Below are 17031 nucleotides of genomic sequence, written 5' to 3'. Positions count from 1 at the left end.
GGGAGTCGTCTTCAAAGCTCAGGTCCGGAGCGTGATCGAGGCGATGGTGATGGCGGCCTGGTAGGACTCGCGGGTCTTGTCGTAGCGGGTGGCGGGAGCGCGCCGTTGCTTGGGGCGGTTGAAGCAGCGCTCGACGACGTGGCGGTGGCGGTGGACGCGCCGGTCGAGGCCGGGCGGGCGGCCACCGCGTGTGCCGCGGCCCGGCCGGCCGGGGATCTGATCGGCCCGTTCGGGGATCATGTGCGCGATGCCGCGCCGTCGCAGGCAGCCCTTGTCGGCCACCACATGGCCGGGCCGGGTCCGCGGACGCCCGGACTCGGCTCCGGCCACGCTGATCGAGCCCCTCACCTGCTCGAAGCGAGCGCAGTCGTCGGCATTGCCGCCCGACAGGACGAAGCCGGGAGGGCGGCCGAGGCCGTCGCAGGCCAGGTGCACTTTCGTGGCTCAGTCCACCACGGGACCGGCCGAGGGCGTGATCACCCGCTCCGTCCCTGCCGACTGCCCCTTCTGCCGCCGGCGGCATGTCGGTGAGCCCGCACGATGGTGGAGTCGACCGACACCAGCCAGTGACTGGGGGCCGACGAGTGGGTTCGCGGCGGGTGGGAGGGCAACGAAGAACCGAAATTCCTCGCACGCGGCCTCACCGATCTCTTCCGCAACCACCGGTGAACACGCGCCTCCCGCAAGGAGAAGGCAGCTTGCCGAAGCCACAGCTCCGGCTGTTACGGGCTGCTCGGACTGATCGTGGTCCGCGGTGTGTCAGCGGGTTCCAGGGGGCACGTCCATTTCGATATGCGCTTGGTGCGCAGGTCGAAGGTCACGCCGATCGGGCCGGCTCCGCTGCTGCTGGTCACCTCGATGCGCACGGTGTGCGTGCCGACGCCGCGTGGGTCGCCGACGGAGAAGATGGTGCGTGCCGTCACCGCTTCACAGGTGGCCGCCGGATGGGTACTACCGTCCTGTCCGGCGGAGGCGTTACTCCTCAGCGCGGAAGGGCTGACGTACGTTGACATCAGTTCGGTCAGCGCCTTGTCCTTGTCCGGTGAGGCCAGAGCATCCGGCAGGGCGGTGTAGTAGGCCCGCAGCGTTTCGCGGGCCTTCTCTCGCTGAGCGGTACTCGTGGCGGGAGCCGCAGGGTTCGCCGCCGTCTGCTGCGCGCTCAGGGAGATCATGTAGGAGGTCGCACCGAACGCCGCGGCGATACCCGCGGCGGCGAGGGAGAGTGCCCGTCGCTTCCGCCGCCGGCTGCCCAGTCTGCGTATCTCCGGCGCCGGCGGTGTTGCGCCGATCGGCAGTGTGTTGAGCCGTGCCGCGCTCTCGGTGAGCCAGACGTGGATTTCCCGCTCATCCGGCATGGCCGACCTCCTTGTCCTGTAGGGGCATCAGCTGACGGGCGAGTGACTGCCTGCCGCGAACCAGCCAGGTCCTGACGCTGCCGGCTGCCCAGCCCGTTTCGGCGCTTATCTGTTCGACGCTCAGATCACACAAGTGATACAGGACGATCACGCTGCGATGTCTCGTCGGCAGCGTGCGCAGCGCGGCGACGAGAGCCACGTGTTCCGGACCAGGGCCTTCTACATGGCGTTGTTGGTGATGGCGCTGCACCAGATGCAGTCCGCGCCGCATACGCCGGAAGCGCGATACGGCGAGCCGCCAGGCCGTGGTGCGGATCCAGGCTTCCTGAGAAGTGGCGTTCATGAACTGTTCATGCCGGTCCCAGGCTCTGATGAATGCCTCCTGGGCGACATCCTGTGCCTCGGGAAGGTCTCCGGTCATCGCGTGTATCTGCCGGACGAGCCTGGGGTAGGCCAACGCGTAGAAGTCATCGAACTCCTTTTCCGTCGCACTCATCGCCACTCTTTCTCTGCCACTCACATCCGTTCGAGGAACGGCGGTGGGATTGCCCCCGGGGGAGTACGCACCTCAAGGCCACCCTCGCTACATCGATCGCCTGTGAGGTGGATCACAACCAACCGCTGTCGCGCAGGAGTTCGCGCGGTGCGTATTCACGTTGTCCACAGCGGATCGACAGCGAAGGAAATACCGTGCGCCACGCTTCCCCCCGTAAGAACAGCGAAGCAGTGACCAAGATCAAGACCGTCGCCATCGGTGCATTCGCGCTCGGCAGCCTGGCGCTGGGAGCGAGCGCCCAGGCCAGCGCATCGGACTCGCCGGCCCCGGCGTCCGTGATCGACGCACCGGTTCCCCCCGCCACCCCCGTCGGCGCAACGGTCTCCCCGACCGCCCCGCCCGCCGACGCACCCGTTCCCCCGCCCGCGGGCGCCGGCAACTCCGTCGACGCAGCGGCTTCCCCGACCGCCCCGCCCGCCGACGCACCGGTTCCCCCCGCCACCCCCGTCGGCGCAACGGTCTCCCCGACCGTCCCGCCCGCCGACGCACCCGTTCCCCCGCCCGCGGGCGCCGGCAACTCCGTCGACGGTCGGGGTTGATTCACTGAACGGCCGCGTCGGCCCGCCTTGGCGGTGTCGATGGCGGCCGCCACTCATCGTCCTGGTCGTCACCGGGGTCTTCGCCGGTCTTCTCCTCCTCTGCTTGTTTTCGCAGGCAGGAGCGGTGCTGGTGGCAGGTTTTCGCCACGGCCGCGCCGAGGTTCTGCAGCAGGTGCCGGCGGTCGGCGACCTCCGGAGCTACCCGCGACGGCGCGGCATCGCGCACACGATCCCCGAACGGGCCGATCAGATCCTCGGCCGGCCGGCCGGGCCGCGGCACACGCGGCGGCCCGCCCGCCCGGCTTCGACCGGCGCGTCCACCGTCGCCGCAACGTCGTCGAGCGCTGCTTCAACCGCCCCAAGCAACGGCGCGCTCCCGCCACCCGCTATGACAAGACCCGCGAGTCCTACCAGGCCGCCATCACCAACGCCTCGATCACGCTCCGGACCTGAGCTTGAAGACGACTCCTAGAAGCCGTGGCGCGCGCCGCCGTCCACCGGGAGCATCACGCCCGTCAGATACGACGCGGCGGGCGACAGCAGGAACGCCGCCGTCCTGCCGAACTCCTCCGGCGTCCCGTACCGCCGCAGCGGAATGCGGGACTCGTTCGCCGCCCGCGCCGCCTCCGCGTCGCCGGACAGCGCGTCCAGCTCGCGGACCCGGTCCGTGTCGATCCGGGACGGCAGCAGGCCCAGCACCCGGATGCCGCGCGGCCCGACCTCGTTGGCCAGGGACTTCGCGAAGCCGGCCAGCCCGGGGCGCAGCCCGTTGGAGATGGTCAGGCCCGGAATCGACTCATGGACCGAGGCCGAGAGCACGAAGCCGACGACCCCGCCCTCGGTCAGTTCGGCCGCCGCCGTGCGGGCCAGCCGTACCGCGCCCAGGAAGACCGACTCGAACGCCGTACGCCACTGCTCGTCCGTGTTGTCCGCGGCCGACCCGGGCGCCGGGCCGCCGACGCTGATCAGGATGCCGTCGAAGCGGCCGAATCGTTCCTTCGCGGCGGCGATCAGGTGCTCCGCCACGGCCGGGTCCGCGTTGTCCGCGGCGACTCCGTGCGCCCCGGGCCCCAACTCCGCCGCCGCGGCGGTGATGCTCTTCTCGTCGCGCCCCGAGACGACGACCTTCGCGCCGTCCGCCACGAGCGCTTCGGCGGTGGCCCGGCCCAGCCCTCGCGAGCCACCGGTGACGACGTAGACGCGGTCCTTCAGTCCAAGATCCATGGTCCTATCCTGCCGTGCCGGCCCCCGCGCTGTCGTCCCCGAGCCCGTCCCCGTCCGTTTCGCCGTCCCCGTCTCCGTCCCCTCCGCCGTCGCCGGCGGCCGGGTCCACCCCCGTCAGCGTCAGCGCCGTCACCACCAGGCCGATATGGCTGAACGCCTGCGGATAGTTGCCGAGCTGCCGCCGCGCCACCGGGTCGTACTCCTCCGCGAGCAGCCCGACATCGTTGCGCAGCGCGAGCAGCCGCTCGAACAGTTCCTCGGCCTCCGCCGTGCGTCCCGTGAGGTGGAGCGCGTCGGCCAGCCAGAAGGAGCACACCAGAAACGTTCCCTCGTCGCCCGGCAGCCCGTCCACCGCCGAGCCGGTCGCGCTGTAACGCCGCAGGAAACCGTCCTGCCCGAGCTCCGCCCGTACCGCGTCGACCGTGCCGGTCACCCGCGGATCGTCCGGCGGCAGAAAGCCGACGCGCGGGATGAGCAGCGTCGCCGCGTCCAGTTCCGTCGAGCCGTACGACTGGGTGAAGGTGTTGCGTTCCGGGTCGTACCCCTTCTCGCACACCTCCCGGTGCACCTCGTCCCGCATCGCCCGCCACCGCCGTACGTCGCCGCGGAGCGAGGGGTCCTCCTCCAGGGTCCGTACGGCACGGTCAGCGGCGACCCACGCCATCACCTTGGAGTGCACGAAGTGCCGGCGTGGGCCCCGTACCTCCCACAGCCCCTCGTCGGGCTCGCGCCACTTCGACTCCAGGAAGCCCAGCAGGCTGAGCTGGAGGTTCCAGGCGTGCGGCTTCGAGGCGAGCCCCGCCGTACGCGCCACGTTCAGGGAGTCCATGACCTCCCCGTACACGTCGAGCTGGAGCTGGTCGACCGCGCCGTTGCCGGTACGGACCGGGGCGGAGCCCGCGTAGCCGCGCAGCCACGGCAGCTCGCTCTCCGGGAGCCGGCGCTCACCGCCGATCCCGTACATGATCTGAAGATCGGCCGGGTCGCCGGCCACCGCGCGCAGCAGCCAGTCGCGCCAGGCCGCCGCCTCCTCCAGATAGCCGACGGAGACCAGCGCCCCCAGCACCAGCGTGGAGTCGCGCAGCCAGCAGTAGCGGTAGTCCCAGTTCCGTACGCCGCCCAGCTCCTCCGGCAGGGAGGTGGTGAGCGCGGCGACGATGCCGCCCGTCGGCCCGTACGTGAGCGCCTTGAGCGTGATGAGCGAGCGCATGACGGCCGCGCGGTGCGGGCCTTGGTAGCAGCAGCGGGCCGCCCACGCCTCCCAGTCCTCCAGGCTGTGCGTCAGCGCGTCGTACGGATCGACGCGCGCCGGGCGCGGCTCGTGGGAGGGATGCCAGGTGAGGACGAACGCCACCTTCTCGCCCGGCCCGACCGTGAACGACGAACAGGTACTGAAGTGCTGCCCCCAGGTTTTCACCTGAGGCTCGCTGCGCAGCCAGACGGAGTCGGGACCCGCGACCGCGACCCGGTGGCCGTCCGCGCGCCGCATCCACGGCACCACCGAGCCGTAGTCGAAGCGCAGCCGGAGGGTGCCCGTCATCTCCACCGAGCCGCTGACGCCCTCGACGATCCGCACGATGTCGGGGGCCCGCTCGCGCTGCGGCATGAAGTCCGTGACCTTGACGGTGCCGGTCCTGGTCTCCCACACCGATTCCAGCACCAGCGACTCACCCAGATAGCCGCGCCGGGTGCATGTCCCGGCCCCGGCGGGGGCGAGCCGCCAGTGGCCGTTGTCCTCGGTGCCGAGCAGCGCGGCGAAGCAGGCCGCCGAGTCGAAGCGAGGAAGGCACAACCAGTCGATGGAGCCGTTCCTGCCGACCAGGGCGGCGGTCTGGAGATCGCCGATGAGTGCGTAATCCTCGATGCGTTGGGTCACGCCAGGGCTTTTCCCGTACGGCGGCCGCGTTAAGCAGCGGGATGGGGCAGGGGGATGACGCGGCGGGACCGGATGTCAGGCGTGTGCGGGCTCAGGCTCGGGCTCGGAGTCGGTGTCCGTCTCCGCGGCGCTCTTCGCGGCGGCGGCAGCGGCGGCGCGGTCGCGCTTCTCGTTGCGTACGAGAATCCACCAGCCGACCGGCACGGCGGCCACGAACAGCCACCACTGGATCGCATACGCCATGTGCGGGCCGATCGAGCCGTCGTCGGGGTTCTGGATCGGCTGCGGACTGTCGCCCGCCGGCACGGGGGAGGTCAGCTCGACGTAGCCGCCGAGGACCGTACGGTCCAGGGACTCCTGCTGCTGACGGCTGTTGATCAGCATCACCTGACGGGGCGGCAGACCGCCCACGTCCCGGATGCCGGTGACCGCCGAGGTCTCGTCGGCCTTCAGCCGGCCCGCGATGGTGACCTCGCCCTTCGGGGCGGCGGGGATCTTCGGGAAGGCGTGCTGGTCGCCGTCTGCCGGGATCCAGCCCCGGTTGACGATGACCGCCCGGCCGTCCTTCATGATCAACGGGATCAGGACGTGGTAGCCGACCCGGTCGTCGTTGGAGGTCCTGCGCCGTACGACGACCTCGTGCGCGGGGTCGAACGTGCCGGTGACGGTGACGCCACGCCAGTAGTCGGAGCGCGGGACGGTGTGCCCGGGGGACGTCAGCTCCGTGACCGGTACGGGCTTCGCCGCGAGGTTGGCCGAGATCAGCGCGTTCTGGGCGACCTTGTGTTCATGGCGGTGAAACTGCCAGAAGCCCAGCTCGATCATCGTGGGGATGAGCGCGAGGGCAAGGAGGGTGAGGATCACCCATTGCCGGGACAACAGGAAGCGGTACACGCCATCGACGGTACCCGGCGGGTCCCGGCGGCCGGACCCGGGGGTGGGGATGGGACGCCTCGGGCGCCGGTGGCGGGAGCGGGCAGAGAGAGTGCTGCTGGGCGAGCCTCAGACGCGGTCGACGATGCCCACCCTGCCGTCGGCGCGGGCGCAGTGACCGCCGCAGAACCAGTGACCGTCCACCTCTACGCCCTGCCCGATGACCTGGACCCGGCAGTGCTCACAGATCGGCGCCATCCGGTGGATGGCGCAGGCGAAACAGTCGAAGACATGCACCACGCCCTGCGCGTGCACCTCGAAGGACATGCCGTAATCGTTTCCGCAGACCTCACAACGTGCCATGCGCCACAGAGTGGAGCGCCGGGGACCGGGGCGCGAGCGGAGCGGTGGCGAGTCGCGCGTCAATTCACCCGTCTGGTCATCCGTCCGGCACCCGTCCGGCACTCGTCCGGTCACTCGTCCACGGGGAACAGTCCGGGCGCCGACTCCTGCGGGGGTACGGGGCGACCCGCCGGCACGGAGTGCTCCGCCGGTACGGAACGCTCCGCCGGCCCGGCCCCCGCGAGCGTCACGTCCCGCAGGAGCTGCGTGAAGGCCGCCTCGTCGACGACCGGGGTACCGAACGACGCCGCCTTGACCGTCTTCGACGTCGAGGACCCCGGATCGTTCGTCACCAGCAGACTGGTCAGCCGGGACACACTCGACGCCACATGCAACCCCGCCTCCACCGCCCGGTCCTCCAGCAGCTCCCGGTCGATCGACGTGTCACCCGAGAACGCCACCCGCATCCCCTGCCGCAGCGTCCCGCCCGGCTCGTACCGCCCCGGATTCGGATACGGACAGGCGGGCCGCTTGCGCGACGGCCGCCAGCTCCCCTGCCGGGACGACGGCTGATAACCGACCCGGGGCCGCGACGGCGCGTCCGACCACTCGGTCAGCGGCCGGCACTCCAGCAGCGGCAGCCGTACGCCGCCCCTGGCCGCCGCGTGCAGACTCGGCCGGAACGCCTCGGCCAGCACCCGCGCGTCGTCCAGCGCGTGGTGCGCGCGCTGCTGCACGACACCGAAGTGCGCGGCGAGCGACTCCAGCTTGTGGTTGGGCAGGGGCAGCCCCAGCTCCTTGGAGAGCGCGATGGTGCACAGCCGCTGCCGGGTCGGCGCGGTGCGCTCGGCGCGCGCGTACTCCCGGGCGATCATCGACCAGTCGAAGATCGCGTTGTGCGCCACGAGCACCCGCCCGTCCAGCCGCTCGGCCAGTTCCTCCGCCACCTCGGGGAAGAGCGGCGCACCCTCCAGCACCTCACTCGTCAGACCATGGATCCACACGGGCCCCGGATCGCGCTCCGGGTTGACGAGCGTGTACCAGTGGTCCTCGACATTGCCGAGAGCGTCCAGGCGGTAGACGGCAGCGGAGATTATCCGGTCGTCGCGCGCGAGACCGGTGGTCTCGACGTCAACGACCGCGTACCCCTGTGGATAGGCGGTCGGCCATGCCGCTGAAGTCGTCTGCGTCTGGTCGTCAAGCATGGTCACAGAGAATACGGGCCACGACTGACAGTGCTGTTGCCCGGTCAGCCGTTGCCCCGTCAAGGCCCTTGAGGGGCGGGTCGGTCCACGGGCGGCGCGGGGTGGGGGTGAGACCTTGGCCGGGTGACCGACACCACACCGCATGACGAACCGTATGGCGAACCGCACGACGAACCCCACGGCGACTCCCTCGGCCCCCGCCTCAACTGGCTGCGCGCGGCCGTCCTCGGCGCGAACGACGGCATCGTCTCCACGGCGGGAATCGTCGTCGGGGTGGCGGGCGCCACGAGCGCGCGCGGCACCCTGCTCACGGCGGGGCTCGCCGGGCTGCTGGCCGGATCGATGTCGATGGCGGCCGGCGAGTACGTATCGGTCTCGACCCAGCGCGACTCGGAGAAGGCGGCGCTGGAGGTCGAGAAACGGGAACTGCGCGAACAGCCACGGGCCGAACTCGACGAACTGACGAACATGCTGGCGGACCGTGGACTCTCGCGGGACGTGGCACGGGAAGCCGCGGAACAGCTCACCCAACGCGACGCGTTGCGCGCCCACGCGAGCGTGGAACTGGGCATCGACCCCGACGCCCTCACCAACCCCTGGCACGCGGCGGGCGCCAGCTTCCTCGCCTTCACAGCGGGCGCCCTGCTCCCCCTCCTGGCCATGGTGCTCCCGCCCGCGTCCCTGCGGCTCTGGATCACGGTCCTGTCCGTCCTGGCGGCCCTGGCCCTGACGGGCTGGGGCAGCGCCCGCCTGGGCTCGGCGGCGGTGGGCCCCGCACTGCTGCGCAACATGGCCGGGGGAGCGGTGGCGATGGGGGTGACGTACGGGGCGGGGGCGTTGCTGGGGGCGGCGGGGGTTTAGCCGAGGTAAATGATCCGGCCGGGTGGGAAGGCGTCCTCGCCTTGCACCGAGGTGTCTCCGTACAGACCGATTGCCAGGTCGTCCAGAACTGCCAAAGGGGACAGGTCGATCGCCTCGGCGGCGTGAGTGCAGTCATGGAGCCTGAGAGTCCGGAGCTTCGGAAGCTCTGCCAGGGGCTCCAACCCGCTGACGATATGACAGGACATCAGTCCGAGGTGCGTCAGTGAATGCCAACCGGTCAACCAGTCGAGGTGCAGATCGTTTTCCCTTACCAGTTGAAGAAGGGACACAGGGAGGGGGGAGCGAAGGCTGTTGAGTCCGTTAGCACTCGCTGCCGTCACAGAGGAGTCGAGCGTGAGGTTGACGAGTTGGTCCATTCGCCGCAGCGGCGACAGGTCTTGAAGCGCTGTGCACCGATACAGGTCCAGCGTTTGCAGTGAGGGCAGCTCCGCCAAGGGGGAGAGGTCCGTCACCAGCGGGTTGTTGCCCACGTAGAGCCTTTCGAGAGCGGGGAGAGCGCCCAGAGGTGACAAATCGGCCAAGGAGCCGAGGAGCGAGAGGTCCCGCACCTCCGGAAGCAGCCACAGCGCCCGGAGCTGATCCTCTGTCCGTACATGGAGGGTGACCTCTGACCACTCACGGGGGGCCAACTCCGACCGGGCGTACGCCTCCGTGTCGAAGTTGCCCCAAGCCGACGACACCTCGACGCCGACCCGGAAACGCTTGTCCTCCCGGAACCGTGAGATCACCTCCAGCGCCGCATCGCCGCCCACCAGCCCGGCCGTCCGCACCACCGCCGCCGCGCTCATCTCGTCCAGCCCCTCCGGCCCCGGCAGCAGCTCCAGCACCAGCTCACCGGCTTTCGCCAGTTCCAGAGCCTCCTCGGGGCCACGTGGCGGGATCAACTCCGCCGTCCGCCTCTCGATCTCCTCCCGCATCGCCGGATCCAGCTCCGGCGCGTGCTCCAGTGACGCCGCCGCCAGCAGCACCAGCCGGTTCCTGTGCCGCTGGACCTTGTCCGCGCGGCGGAGCAACTGCTTCAGCAGCCGCACCCGTTCGTCGGCCCGCGCGTGGCCCACCGCCATCCGGACCACGTCGTCCCACTGGTCGTCGTGTGCGTGGCGTACCAGCACGCCGAAGTCGCGTGCCTCGACCGCCGCCTTCGCGCCCAGGTAGTCCTGGAAGGTCCGGTGGACGAAGTCGACGGCGCCGGGGACCGGTTCGCGCAGGAGGCCGCTGCGGATCAGCAGGTGGGCGAAGACCTGGTCCGCGTCGCCCTCCACCTGGGGCATCGCGGACAGCCATTCGCCCACCATCTCCACGGCCTCCTCGCGGGCCGCCTCCACCTGGCCGTTGCGGATCAGCCAGTAGGCCAGCCGCTGGAGCAGCGCCGTCTGTTCGTCGCGCGTCAGGTCGACGCCCTCGACGCCGACCACCTCGCGCTCCGTGTCGCGGCGTACGAGCAGCAGGTCCAGGGCCGCGTCGTACAACTCCTTGCGCGCTCGTGGCAGTCGCATCCTGCGGTCCCGGTTCAGGGCGCACAGCAGCGCGCACATCAGCGGGTTCGTCGCCAGCCGGCCCAGGTCGCGGCGGCCCGCCACCGCCTGGAGCAGGGACTGTTCGTACGTGTCGAGCAGGGCCGCGTCCGGCGGGCACTCCTGGCGGGCCGCGTCGTGCCAGTGCGCGACGAACGCGCGGATGTCGCCGCGTTCCATCGGTAGCAGTGAGTGCGCGGTGAAGGCGTGGCCCTTCAGCCAGTCCTCCGGTACGGCGGAGGGCCGGGTCGTCACCACGTACCGCGCCGCCGGAAACGCCGCGATCAGGGACTTCAGCCAGCTCTCCGTACGGGCCCGCAGCCGTGTCGGTACCTCGTCCACGCCGTCCACCAGCACCAGTGCCCGGCCGCTGGTCAGCAGGTTCTCCGCCCACCCCGCGGGTGCCTGGCCGTACAGCGGCACCCCCGCCGCCCGCAGGAAGTCGGCGGGCAGCGGGAGCGTGTCGGAGGTCGTGAAGGCGCGCAGCCGCAGCACGAACGGTACGCACATGTTCCACTCGGCCAGCTCGGCGGGGAAGGTGCGCCGGGCCGCGTTGAGCGCCAGCCACTGCACCAGCGTGCTCTTGCCGGAGCCCGCCGGGCCGCGCAGCACCACCCGGTGCGCGCCCTTCAGCGCCAGTTCGGCCTTGACCGGGCCCCGGTCGACGACTCCGGCCCCGGGGAGTTCCCACCGGTCCCCGGTCCACCGGTCCCCGGCCCGCTCGTTGGTCACCGCGAGGCTGATGTAGGCCGTGTCCAGCGGCCATTCGCTCGCCGAGCGGCCCAGCGTCAGCCCGAACAGCTCCAGCCGGCTCTGCGTGGCCGCCACATACTCCGCGTACCGCCTCTCGAACTCCACCGTGGCCGCCTCGGGGCGCGGGCCGAGGCGGTCCCGTACGTCCTCCACCAGCTCCCGGGTACGCCCCGCCGCCCGGGTCTGTTCCACCGCGGCGCGGGCCGCGAACGAGGGGTGCGCCGTCAGTTGCTCCACCACATGCGCGCAGCACAGGCCGAGCAGTTCGTCGTACAGACCGACTCCGCGCTCGCTCAGCCCCGCCGCCGGCGCCCGCAGCCGGGCGGACAGCCGGGCCGGGTCCAGGTCCAGCGCGAAGAGCGACTCCGCGTCGAGGGCGTCCGCCGCCGCGAAGGTGTCCTGTACGGAGTCGGCCGCCGCCTGCCGCTCGTGCTCGGGGAGCGCGGCGTACGCGTCGGAGAGGCGTTCGGCCAGCACCTTCGCCAGCCGGCGTGGGGCGTCCTGGCCCAGCGGCCGGGGGAGAGCCCGGACAGGGTCCCCGACCAGGGCCGCGCCCGGCCGTGGGGTCAGCAGGGACTTGGCGATCGCGCCCGCGACCGTACCCGCGAGACGGACCAGTAACAGTTCCAGACCTGCCACAGCAGACTCCCCCCAGTGCCGGTGCGGAAGATCGTACGGCTGTCGGGGGATGCCGGGCGGCGCGTTTGCCCCCGACCCCACGGGTGGGCTTACGGTGGATGGTCGGTCATTGGATGGTCGTACCAATCAATGCCGGGAAGTCACAGGAAGCCACAGGAAGAGGAACCCCCCGCATGCGCGCCACCGTCATTCACGCACCCGGCGACATCCGTGTCGAGGAGGTACCGGACGCGGCGATCCAGCAGCCCACCGACGCGGTGGTACGGGTCCTGCGCTCCTGCATCTGCGGCAGCGACCTGTGGCCGTACCGGGGCGAGGGACCCACCGGGCCCTCGCAGCGGATAGGCCACGAGTTCCTCGGCGTGATCGAGGAGACCGGCTCCGGCGTGGGCGGATTCGCGTCCGGCGATCTCGTCGTCGCGCCCTTCGCCTGGTCCGACGGTGTCTGTGAGTTCTGCCACGACGGCATCCAGACCTCCTGCCCCGAGGGCGGCATCTGGGGCCAGTCCGGCTCCGACGGCGGACAGGGCGAGGCGGTACGGGTCCCCCACGCCGACGGCACGCTCGTCAAGCTCCCCGCCGACGCCGCCTCCGACGACCGGCTGCTGACCGCGCTGCTCGCGCTCTCCGACGTGATGGGCACCGGTCACCACGCCGCCGTCGGCGCCGGCGTACGGCCAGGATCCACGGTCGCCGTCGTCGGGGACGGCGCGGTCGGGCTCTGCGGCGTGCTGGCCGCCAAGCGGCTCGGCGCCGAGCGGATCATCGCGCTCGGGCGTCACCAGGCCCGTACGGACATCGCCAGGAGCTTCGGCGCCACCGATGTCGTCGCCGAGCGCGGCGACGCGGCCGTGGCGGCCGTACGGGAGCTGACCGGTGGGCAGGGAGCGCACTCCGTGATCGAGGCGGTCGGCACCGAGCAGTCCATGCTCACCTCGGTGAAGATCACCCGCGACGGCGGCACGATCGGCTACGTCGGGGTGCCGCACGGCAGCGCCACCGGTCTCGACCTGAGCCACATGTTCGCGCGGAACATCGCCCTGCGCGGCGGCGTCGCGCCCGCCCGCGCCTACCTGCCCGAGCTGCTTCCCGACGTGCTGAACGGCACGATCGACCCGTCGCCCGTCTTCGACCTGCGGGTGGGGCTGGACGACGTTGCCGCCGGCTACAAGGCGATGGACGCGCGCACCGCCCTCAAGGTGCTCATCGCCGTCTGACGCCCTTCTCAGTCGTCCTCAGGGATGTACGAAGCAGGAAGCGCGGGCCACCCGTAAGGGCGGCCCGCGCTTCTGTTCGTCCTACCGGCCGTTACTTGCTTATTCGCTTACTCGCTTACTTGCTGACCGCGGCCAGGGCGTCGACCAGACCCGCACCGTAGAAGCTGTTGTAGCGCTTGCCGCCCTCGCAGACGGCGTCGACCTGTCCGTCACCGTCGATGTCGTACGCCTCCGGGCAGGCCACGTCGTCCGCCTGCACCTTCAGCAGCGCCTTGATGGCCCACGCGGGTGCGTGCGGGTGCGTCGACTTCAGCAGCGCCGCCACGCCCGCGGCGTGCGGGGAGGCCATCGACGTACCGGCCATGTAGCCCCACGTGCCGCCCGGCAGCGGGCCGAGGATCAGACCGCTGGTCGCCGGCGGGGCGGGCGTCTGGTAGCGGGTGGAGTCGCCGCCCGGGGCCGCGACGTCGATGATCCCCAGACCGTGGTTGGAGAACGAGGACTTCAGGCTCTTGGCGCCGGTGGAGGCGACCGTCACCACGCCGGGCAACTGCGTGGGTATGTCGAGGCACTTGGACGGGTCGACGACCCGCTCACCGGGCGTCGAGTCGTTCGGGCTGCTCGGGTCGGTGATCGAGTCGGCCGCGAGGTCGTAGTTCTCGTTGCCCGCCGCGGCCACGTTGACCGTGCCCTTGTTCTCCGCGTACCGGGTGGCCCGGGTGATCGCGTCGACCAGGGCCTTCTGGTCCGGGTCGGTCGTGCAGTTGAAGTACCACGGGTCGGTGTAGTAGCTGTTGTTCGTCACGTCCACGCCGTGCTCGGCGGCCCAGACGAAGCTGCACACGACGGCCTCGGTGAAGAAGTACCCGGCCGGGGTGGACGCCTTGATGCCGGCCACCTTCACGCCCGGCGCGACACCGGTGATCCCCACGCCGTTCTTCGCCCCGGCGATCTCGCCCGCCACATGCGTGCCGTGCGGGCTCTCCTCGGAGGTCGGCCGCCAGGCGCCGTCCGCCGTGTCGGGCTTGCCGCTCACGCAGTTGACCGAGGCGGCACGGTCGAAGTTCGGCGCGATGTCCGGGTGCGTGTCGTCGACACCCGTGTCGATGACCGCGACAGTGACGTTCCTGCTGCCGAGCGTCTTCTCGTGCGCCTTGTCCGCCTTGATGGCGGGCAGGTCCCACTGCAACGGCTCCAGCGGGTCCTGGGCCAGGGCCTTGCCGGACCCCCCGGCCGCGCCCCCGGCCCGCTGGTTCGCGCGCTCGGCCTTCGCGGTCGCCGCCGCCATCTCCTCGGCCGTCACCTGCTGAGGCGCCCCGAGGTCCGTCGTGGACTGCGAGGGCAGCGGCGCGGTACGGGTCGCACCGGCCGAGTCGACGCCCCTGACCTTGCGGACCGTTTTGGCGAAGTCGGGGTTCTGCGACGTGACGACGATGACCCCGATCCGGTCGTACGTCGTCACCACCGTGCCGCCGGCCTTGCCTATCGCCTTCTCGACCGACCGGGTCGTCGAGCGCCCGCCGCGGGTGTTGACCACGTACGAGAGCTTCGGTCCGTCCGTCACCACCGGGGCGGACGGACCGCCCGCCGCGGCCGAGTCGGCGGCCGTGGCCGTGCCGGTCGGCAGGAAGCCGAGCGAGACCGTGAGGGCCAGACCTACGGGCAGCGCGAGGACACGCCGCCGTCTGGATCCCAGATGAGCCATGGGTTCTCCACATCATCCGTGAGAGCCGTCCCGGCGCGGGCTACGCCTGGACGGGTACATGACCAGTGAAGTTATCTCCGACCAGCCGTGGTCATCAATCACTTCCCGAATCCTTTCCGCAACAAAAAGGCCGGTGTTGAACCGCTTCGCCATGCCTCCCGTGCCGTTGTCAGGGGGACCAGTACCTACGCGTCCCCTGTGAGGTTTCCCGCCCCATGACCCACCCCACCGCACCCGCGTCACGAGGAGAGTCCGTGGCTTCCGACACACCGCCGCCGCCCGAGGGCGGTACGGACACCAGCACCGCCCCGTCCACACCCGAGGGGGCCCCGAAGGACGGGGCCCCGCCGGTCCGGATCACCAAGGACGGGGCCGCACCCGCCCAGCCCACGACGGCCCGGTTCGTCGAGGTGCAGGAGAGCGAGGAGTTCGGCGAACTGCGCCGCACCTACCGCTCCTTCGCCTTCCCGCTGACCGTCGCCTTCATCGCCTGGTACCTGCTGTACGTCCTGCTGTCCAACTACGCCGGCGACTTCATGGGCACCAAGCTCTTCGGCAACATCAACGTCGCGCTGGTCCTCGGCCTCGCACAGTTCGCCACCACCTTCCTCATCGCCTGGATCTACTCGCGGCACGCGGCACGGCAGCTCGACCCGAAGGCCGACGCCATCAAGTCCCGTATGGAGGCGGACGCATGAGCCACCCGGTCACTCTCCTCAGCCAGTCGGCCCCGGTCCGGCTCGCCGCCGCCGGGGACGCCAGCGAGCACCGGCCGCTGATCATCACGCTCTTCGGGCTCTTCGTCGTGGCGACCCTGATCATCACCGTCTGGGCCGGCCGCCAGACCAAGAGCGCCTCGGACTTCTACGCGGGCGGCCGGCAGTTCACCGGCTTCCAGAACGGCCTCGCCGTCTCCGGCGACTACATGTCCGCCGCGTCGTTCCTCGGGATCGCCGGGGCCATCGCGCTCTTCGGTTACGACGGCTTCCTCTACTCCATCGGCTTCCTCGTCGCCTGGCTGGTCGCGCTGCTCCTCGTCGCCGAACCGCTGCGCAACTCCGGCCGGTACACGATGGGCGACGTCCTCGCGTACCGCATGCGCCAGCGCCCGGTCCGTACCGCCGCGGGCACCTCCACCATCGTCGTCTCGATCTTCTACCTGCTGGCGCAGATGGCCGGCGCGGGCGTGCTCGTCTCCCTGCTGCTCGGCATCACCAGCGACGCCGGGAAGATCGCCATCGTCGCGCTGGTCGGCCTGCTGATGATCGTGTACGTCACGATCGGCGGCATGAAGGGCACCACCTGGGTGCAGATGGTCAAGGCCGTCCTGCTCATCGCGGGCACCCTGCTGATCACTTTCCTGATCCTGTGGAAGTTCCACTTCAACCTCTCCGACCTGCTGGGCACGGCGGCGAGCAACAGCGGCAAGGGCGCGGCCTTCCTGGAGCCCGGTCTCAAGTACGGGGCGACGGCCACCTCGAAGCTGGACTTCATCTCGCTCGGGATCGCGCTCGTCCTCGGTACGGCGGGACTGCCGCACATCCTGATCCGCTTCTACACCGTGCCGACCGCGCAGGCAGCCCGGAAGTCGGTCATCTGGGCCATCGGCATCATCGGCGCCTTCTACCTGATGACGATCGTCCTCGGCTTCGGTGCCGCCGCGCTCCTCAAGCCCGGCGACATCATCGCCTCCAACAAGGCGGGCAACACGGCGGCTCCCCTGGCGGCCCTGGAGATCGGCGGCGGAGCCGGGTCGACGGGCGGCGCGATCCTGCTGGCCGTGATCTCGGCGGTCGCCTTCGCCACCATCCTCGCGGTGGTCGCGGGGCTGACGCTGGCCTCGTCCTCGTCGTTCGCGCACGACATCTACGCCAACGTGATCCGCAAGGGGGAGGCGACCGAGAAGGAGGAGGTCCGCGCGGCCCGCTGGGCGACCGTCGCCATCGGTGTCGTCTCCATCGGACTCGGCGCCATGGCCCGCGACCTCAACGTGGCCGGACTGGTCGCGCTCGCCTTCGCCGTCGCCGCCTCGGCCAACCTGCCGACGATCCTCTACAGCCTGTTCTGGAAGAAGTTCACCACCCAGGGCGCCCTGTGGTCGATCTACGGCGGTCTCTCCTCGTCCGTGCTGCTGGTGCTCTTCTCGCCGGTCGTCTCGGGCAAGCCCACCTCGATGTTCCCGGACGTCGACTTCCACTTCTTCCCGCTGGAGAACCCCGGGCTGATCTCCATCCCGCTGGGCTTCCTGCTCGGCTGGCTGGGCACCGTACTGTCCAAGGAGGAGCCGGACACCGGGAAGTACGCCGAGCTGGAGGTCAAGTCCCTCACCGGTACGGGGGCGCACTGACCCC

Annotated in this window: 16 protein-coding genes; 5 read left to right on the top strand and 11 right to left on the bottom strand. The window is 70.8% G+C overall.

Annotated features, from left to right (window positions below; all coding sequences use genetic code 11):
* Positions 1–18: 18 nt before the first annotated feature.
* The 3 genes from ACIO3P_RS36760 to ACIO3P_RS36750 form a co-directional block, all read right to left on the bottom strand.
* Positions 19–435, bottom strand: coding sequence for a hypothetical protein (locus ACIO3P_RS36760; protein WP_401850225.1), 417 nt, complete (start codon positions 433–435; stop codon positions 19–21).
* A gap of 287 nt (positions 436–722) precedes the next feature.
* The gene (locus tag ACIO3P_RS36755) at positions 723–1355 is read right to left on the bottom strand and encodes a hypothetical protein (protein WP_401850223.1); all 633 of its coding nucleotides are present in this window, start codon (positions 1353–1355) and stop codon (positions 723–725) included.
* Positions 1345–1851 carry a SigE family RNA polymerase sigma factor gene (locus ACIO3P_RS36750; protein WP_329826255.1) on the bottom strand — a complete coding sequence of 169 codons (507 nt, stop codon included), beginning with the start codon at positions 1849–1851 and terminating at the stop codon, positions 1345–1347. The genes ACIO3P_RS36755 and ACIO3P_RS36750 overlap by 11 nt, the downstream gene beginning before the upstream one ends.
* A gap of 194 nt (positions 1852–2045) precedes the next feature.
* On the opposite strand from ACIO3P_RS36750, the gene ACIO3P_RS36745 reads away from it, so the two are divergent.
* Entirely contained in the window at positions 2046–2450 is a 405-nt protein-coding gene (locus tag ACIO3P_RS36745; protein WP_329826256.1) for a hypothetical protein, read from the top strand.
* A 1-nt stretch (position 2451) separates the two neighbouring features.
* On the opposite strand, the gene ACIO3P_RS36740 is transcribed toward ACIO3P_RS36745, so the two are convergent.
* The 6 genes from ACIO3P_RS36740 to ACIO3P_RS36715 form a co-directional block, all read right to left on the bottom strand.
* Entirely contained in the window at positions 2452–2676 is a 225-nt protein-coding gene (locus ACIO3P_RS36740; RefSeq protein WP_401850222.1) for a hypothetical protein, read from the bottom strand.
* 242 nt (positions 2677–2918) lie between these two features.
* Positions 2919–3674 carry an SDR family oxidoreductase gene (locus tag ACIO3P_RS36735; RefSeq protein WP_329826257.1) on the bottom strand — a complete coding sequence of 252 codons (756 nt, stop codon included), beginning with the start codon at positions 3672–3674 and terminating at the stop codon, positions 2919–2921.
* A gap of 4 nt (positions 3675–3678) precedes the next feature.
* A complete protein-coding gene (locus tag ACIO3P_RS36730) occupies positions 3679–5550 on the bottom strand; it encodes a glycoside hydrolase family 15 protein (protein WP_401850221.1) in 1872 nt (623 codons plus the stop codon).
* 75 nt (positions 5551–5625) lie between these two features.
* Complete coding sequence (locus ACIO3P_RS36725; RefSeq protein ID WP_329826259.1) at positions 5626–6444, bottom strand: SURF1 family protein; 819 nt, start codon at positions 6442–6444, stop codon at positions 5626–5628.
* A gap of 108 nt (positions 6445–6552) precedes the next feature.
* Positions 6553–6786, bottom strand: coding sequence for a hypothetical protein (locus ACIO3P_RS36720; RefSeq protein WP_329826260.1), 234 nt, complete (start codon positions 6784–6786; stop codon positions 6553–6555).
* A gap of 110 nt (positions 6787–6896) precedes the next feature.
* On the bottom strand, positions 6897–7976 hold the full coding sequence (locus tag ACIO3P_RS36715) for a DEDDh family exonuclease (protein WP_401850220.1): 1080 nt from the start codon (positions 7974–7976) through the stop codon (positions 6897–6899).
* A 117-nt stretch (positions 7977–8093) separates the two neighbouring features.
* Between ACIO3P_RS36715 and ACIO3P_RS36710 the strand changes: the two genes are divergently transcribed.
* Entirely contained in the window at positions 8094–8831 is a 738-nt protein-coding gene (locus ACIO3P_RS36710) for a VIT family protein (RefSeq protein WP_329826262.1), read from the top strand.
* On the opposite strand, the gene ACIO3P_RS36705 is transcribed toward ACIO3P_RS36710, so the two are convergent.
* A complete protein-coding gene (locus ACIO3P_RS36705) occupies positions 8828–11758 on the bottom strand; it encodes an NACHT domain-containing protein (RefSeq protein ID WP_401850218.1) in 2931 nt (976 codons plus the stop codon). The genes ACIO3P_RS36710 and ACIO3P_RS36705 overlap by 4 nt on opposite strands.
* 173 nt (positions 11759–11931) lie before the next feature.
* On the opposite strand from ACIO3P_RS36705, the gene ACIO3P_RS36700 reads away from it, so the two are divergent.
* Positions 11932–12975 (top strand): zinc-dependent alcohol dehydrogenase family protein, encoded by a 1044-nt coding sequence (locus ACIO3P_RS36700; RefSeq protein WP_401850217.1) that lies wholly within the window; start codon positions 11932–11934, stop codon positions 12973–12975.
* A gap of 115 nt (positions 12976–13090) precedes the next feature.
* Here ACIO3P_RS36700 and ACIO3P_RS36695 read toward each other — a convergent pair whose 3' ends face one another.
* Positions 13091–14680 carry a S8 family peptidase gene (locus tag ACIO3P_RS36695; protein WP_401850215.1) on the bottom strand — a complete coding sequence of 530 codons (1590 nt, stop codon included), beginning with the start codon at positions 14678–14680 and terminating at the stop codon, positions 13091–13093.
* A gap of 356 nt (positions 14681–15036) precedes the next feature.
* Between ACIO3P_RS36695 and ACIO3P_RS36690 the strand changes: the two genes are divergently transcribed.
* Positions 15037–15378 carry a DUF485 domain-containing protein gene (locus tag ACIO3P_RS36690; RefSeq protein WP_401850822.1) on the top strand — a complete coding sequence of 114 codons (342 nt, stop codon included), beginning with the start codon at positions 15037–15039 and terminating at the stop codon, positions 15376–15378.
* A complete protein-coding gene (locus ACIO3P_RS36685) occupies positions 15375–17027 on the top strand; it encodes a cation acetate symporter (RefSeq protein WP_329826268.1) in 1653 nt (550 codons plus the stop codon). The genes ACIO3P_RS36690 and ACIO3P_RS36685 overlap by 4 nt, the downstream gene beginning before the upstream one ends.
* Positions 17028–17031 lie beyond the last annotated feature (4 nt).

The sequence above is a fragment of the Streptomyces sp. NPDC087310 genome (assembly GCF_044744405.1).
Lineage (GTDB): Bacteria > Actinomycetota > Actinomycetes > Streptomycetales > Streptomycetaceae > Streptomyces.
The sequence above is the reverse complement of the archived record's forward strand: the minus strand, read 5'-3'. Positions and strand labels throughout refer to the sequence as shown.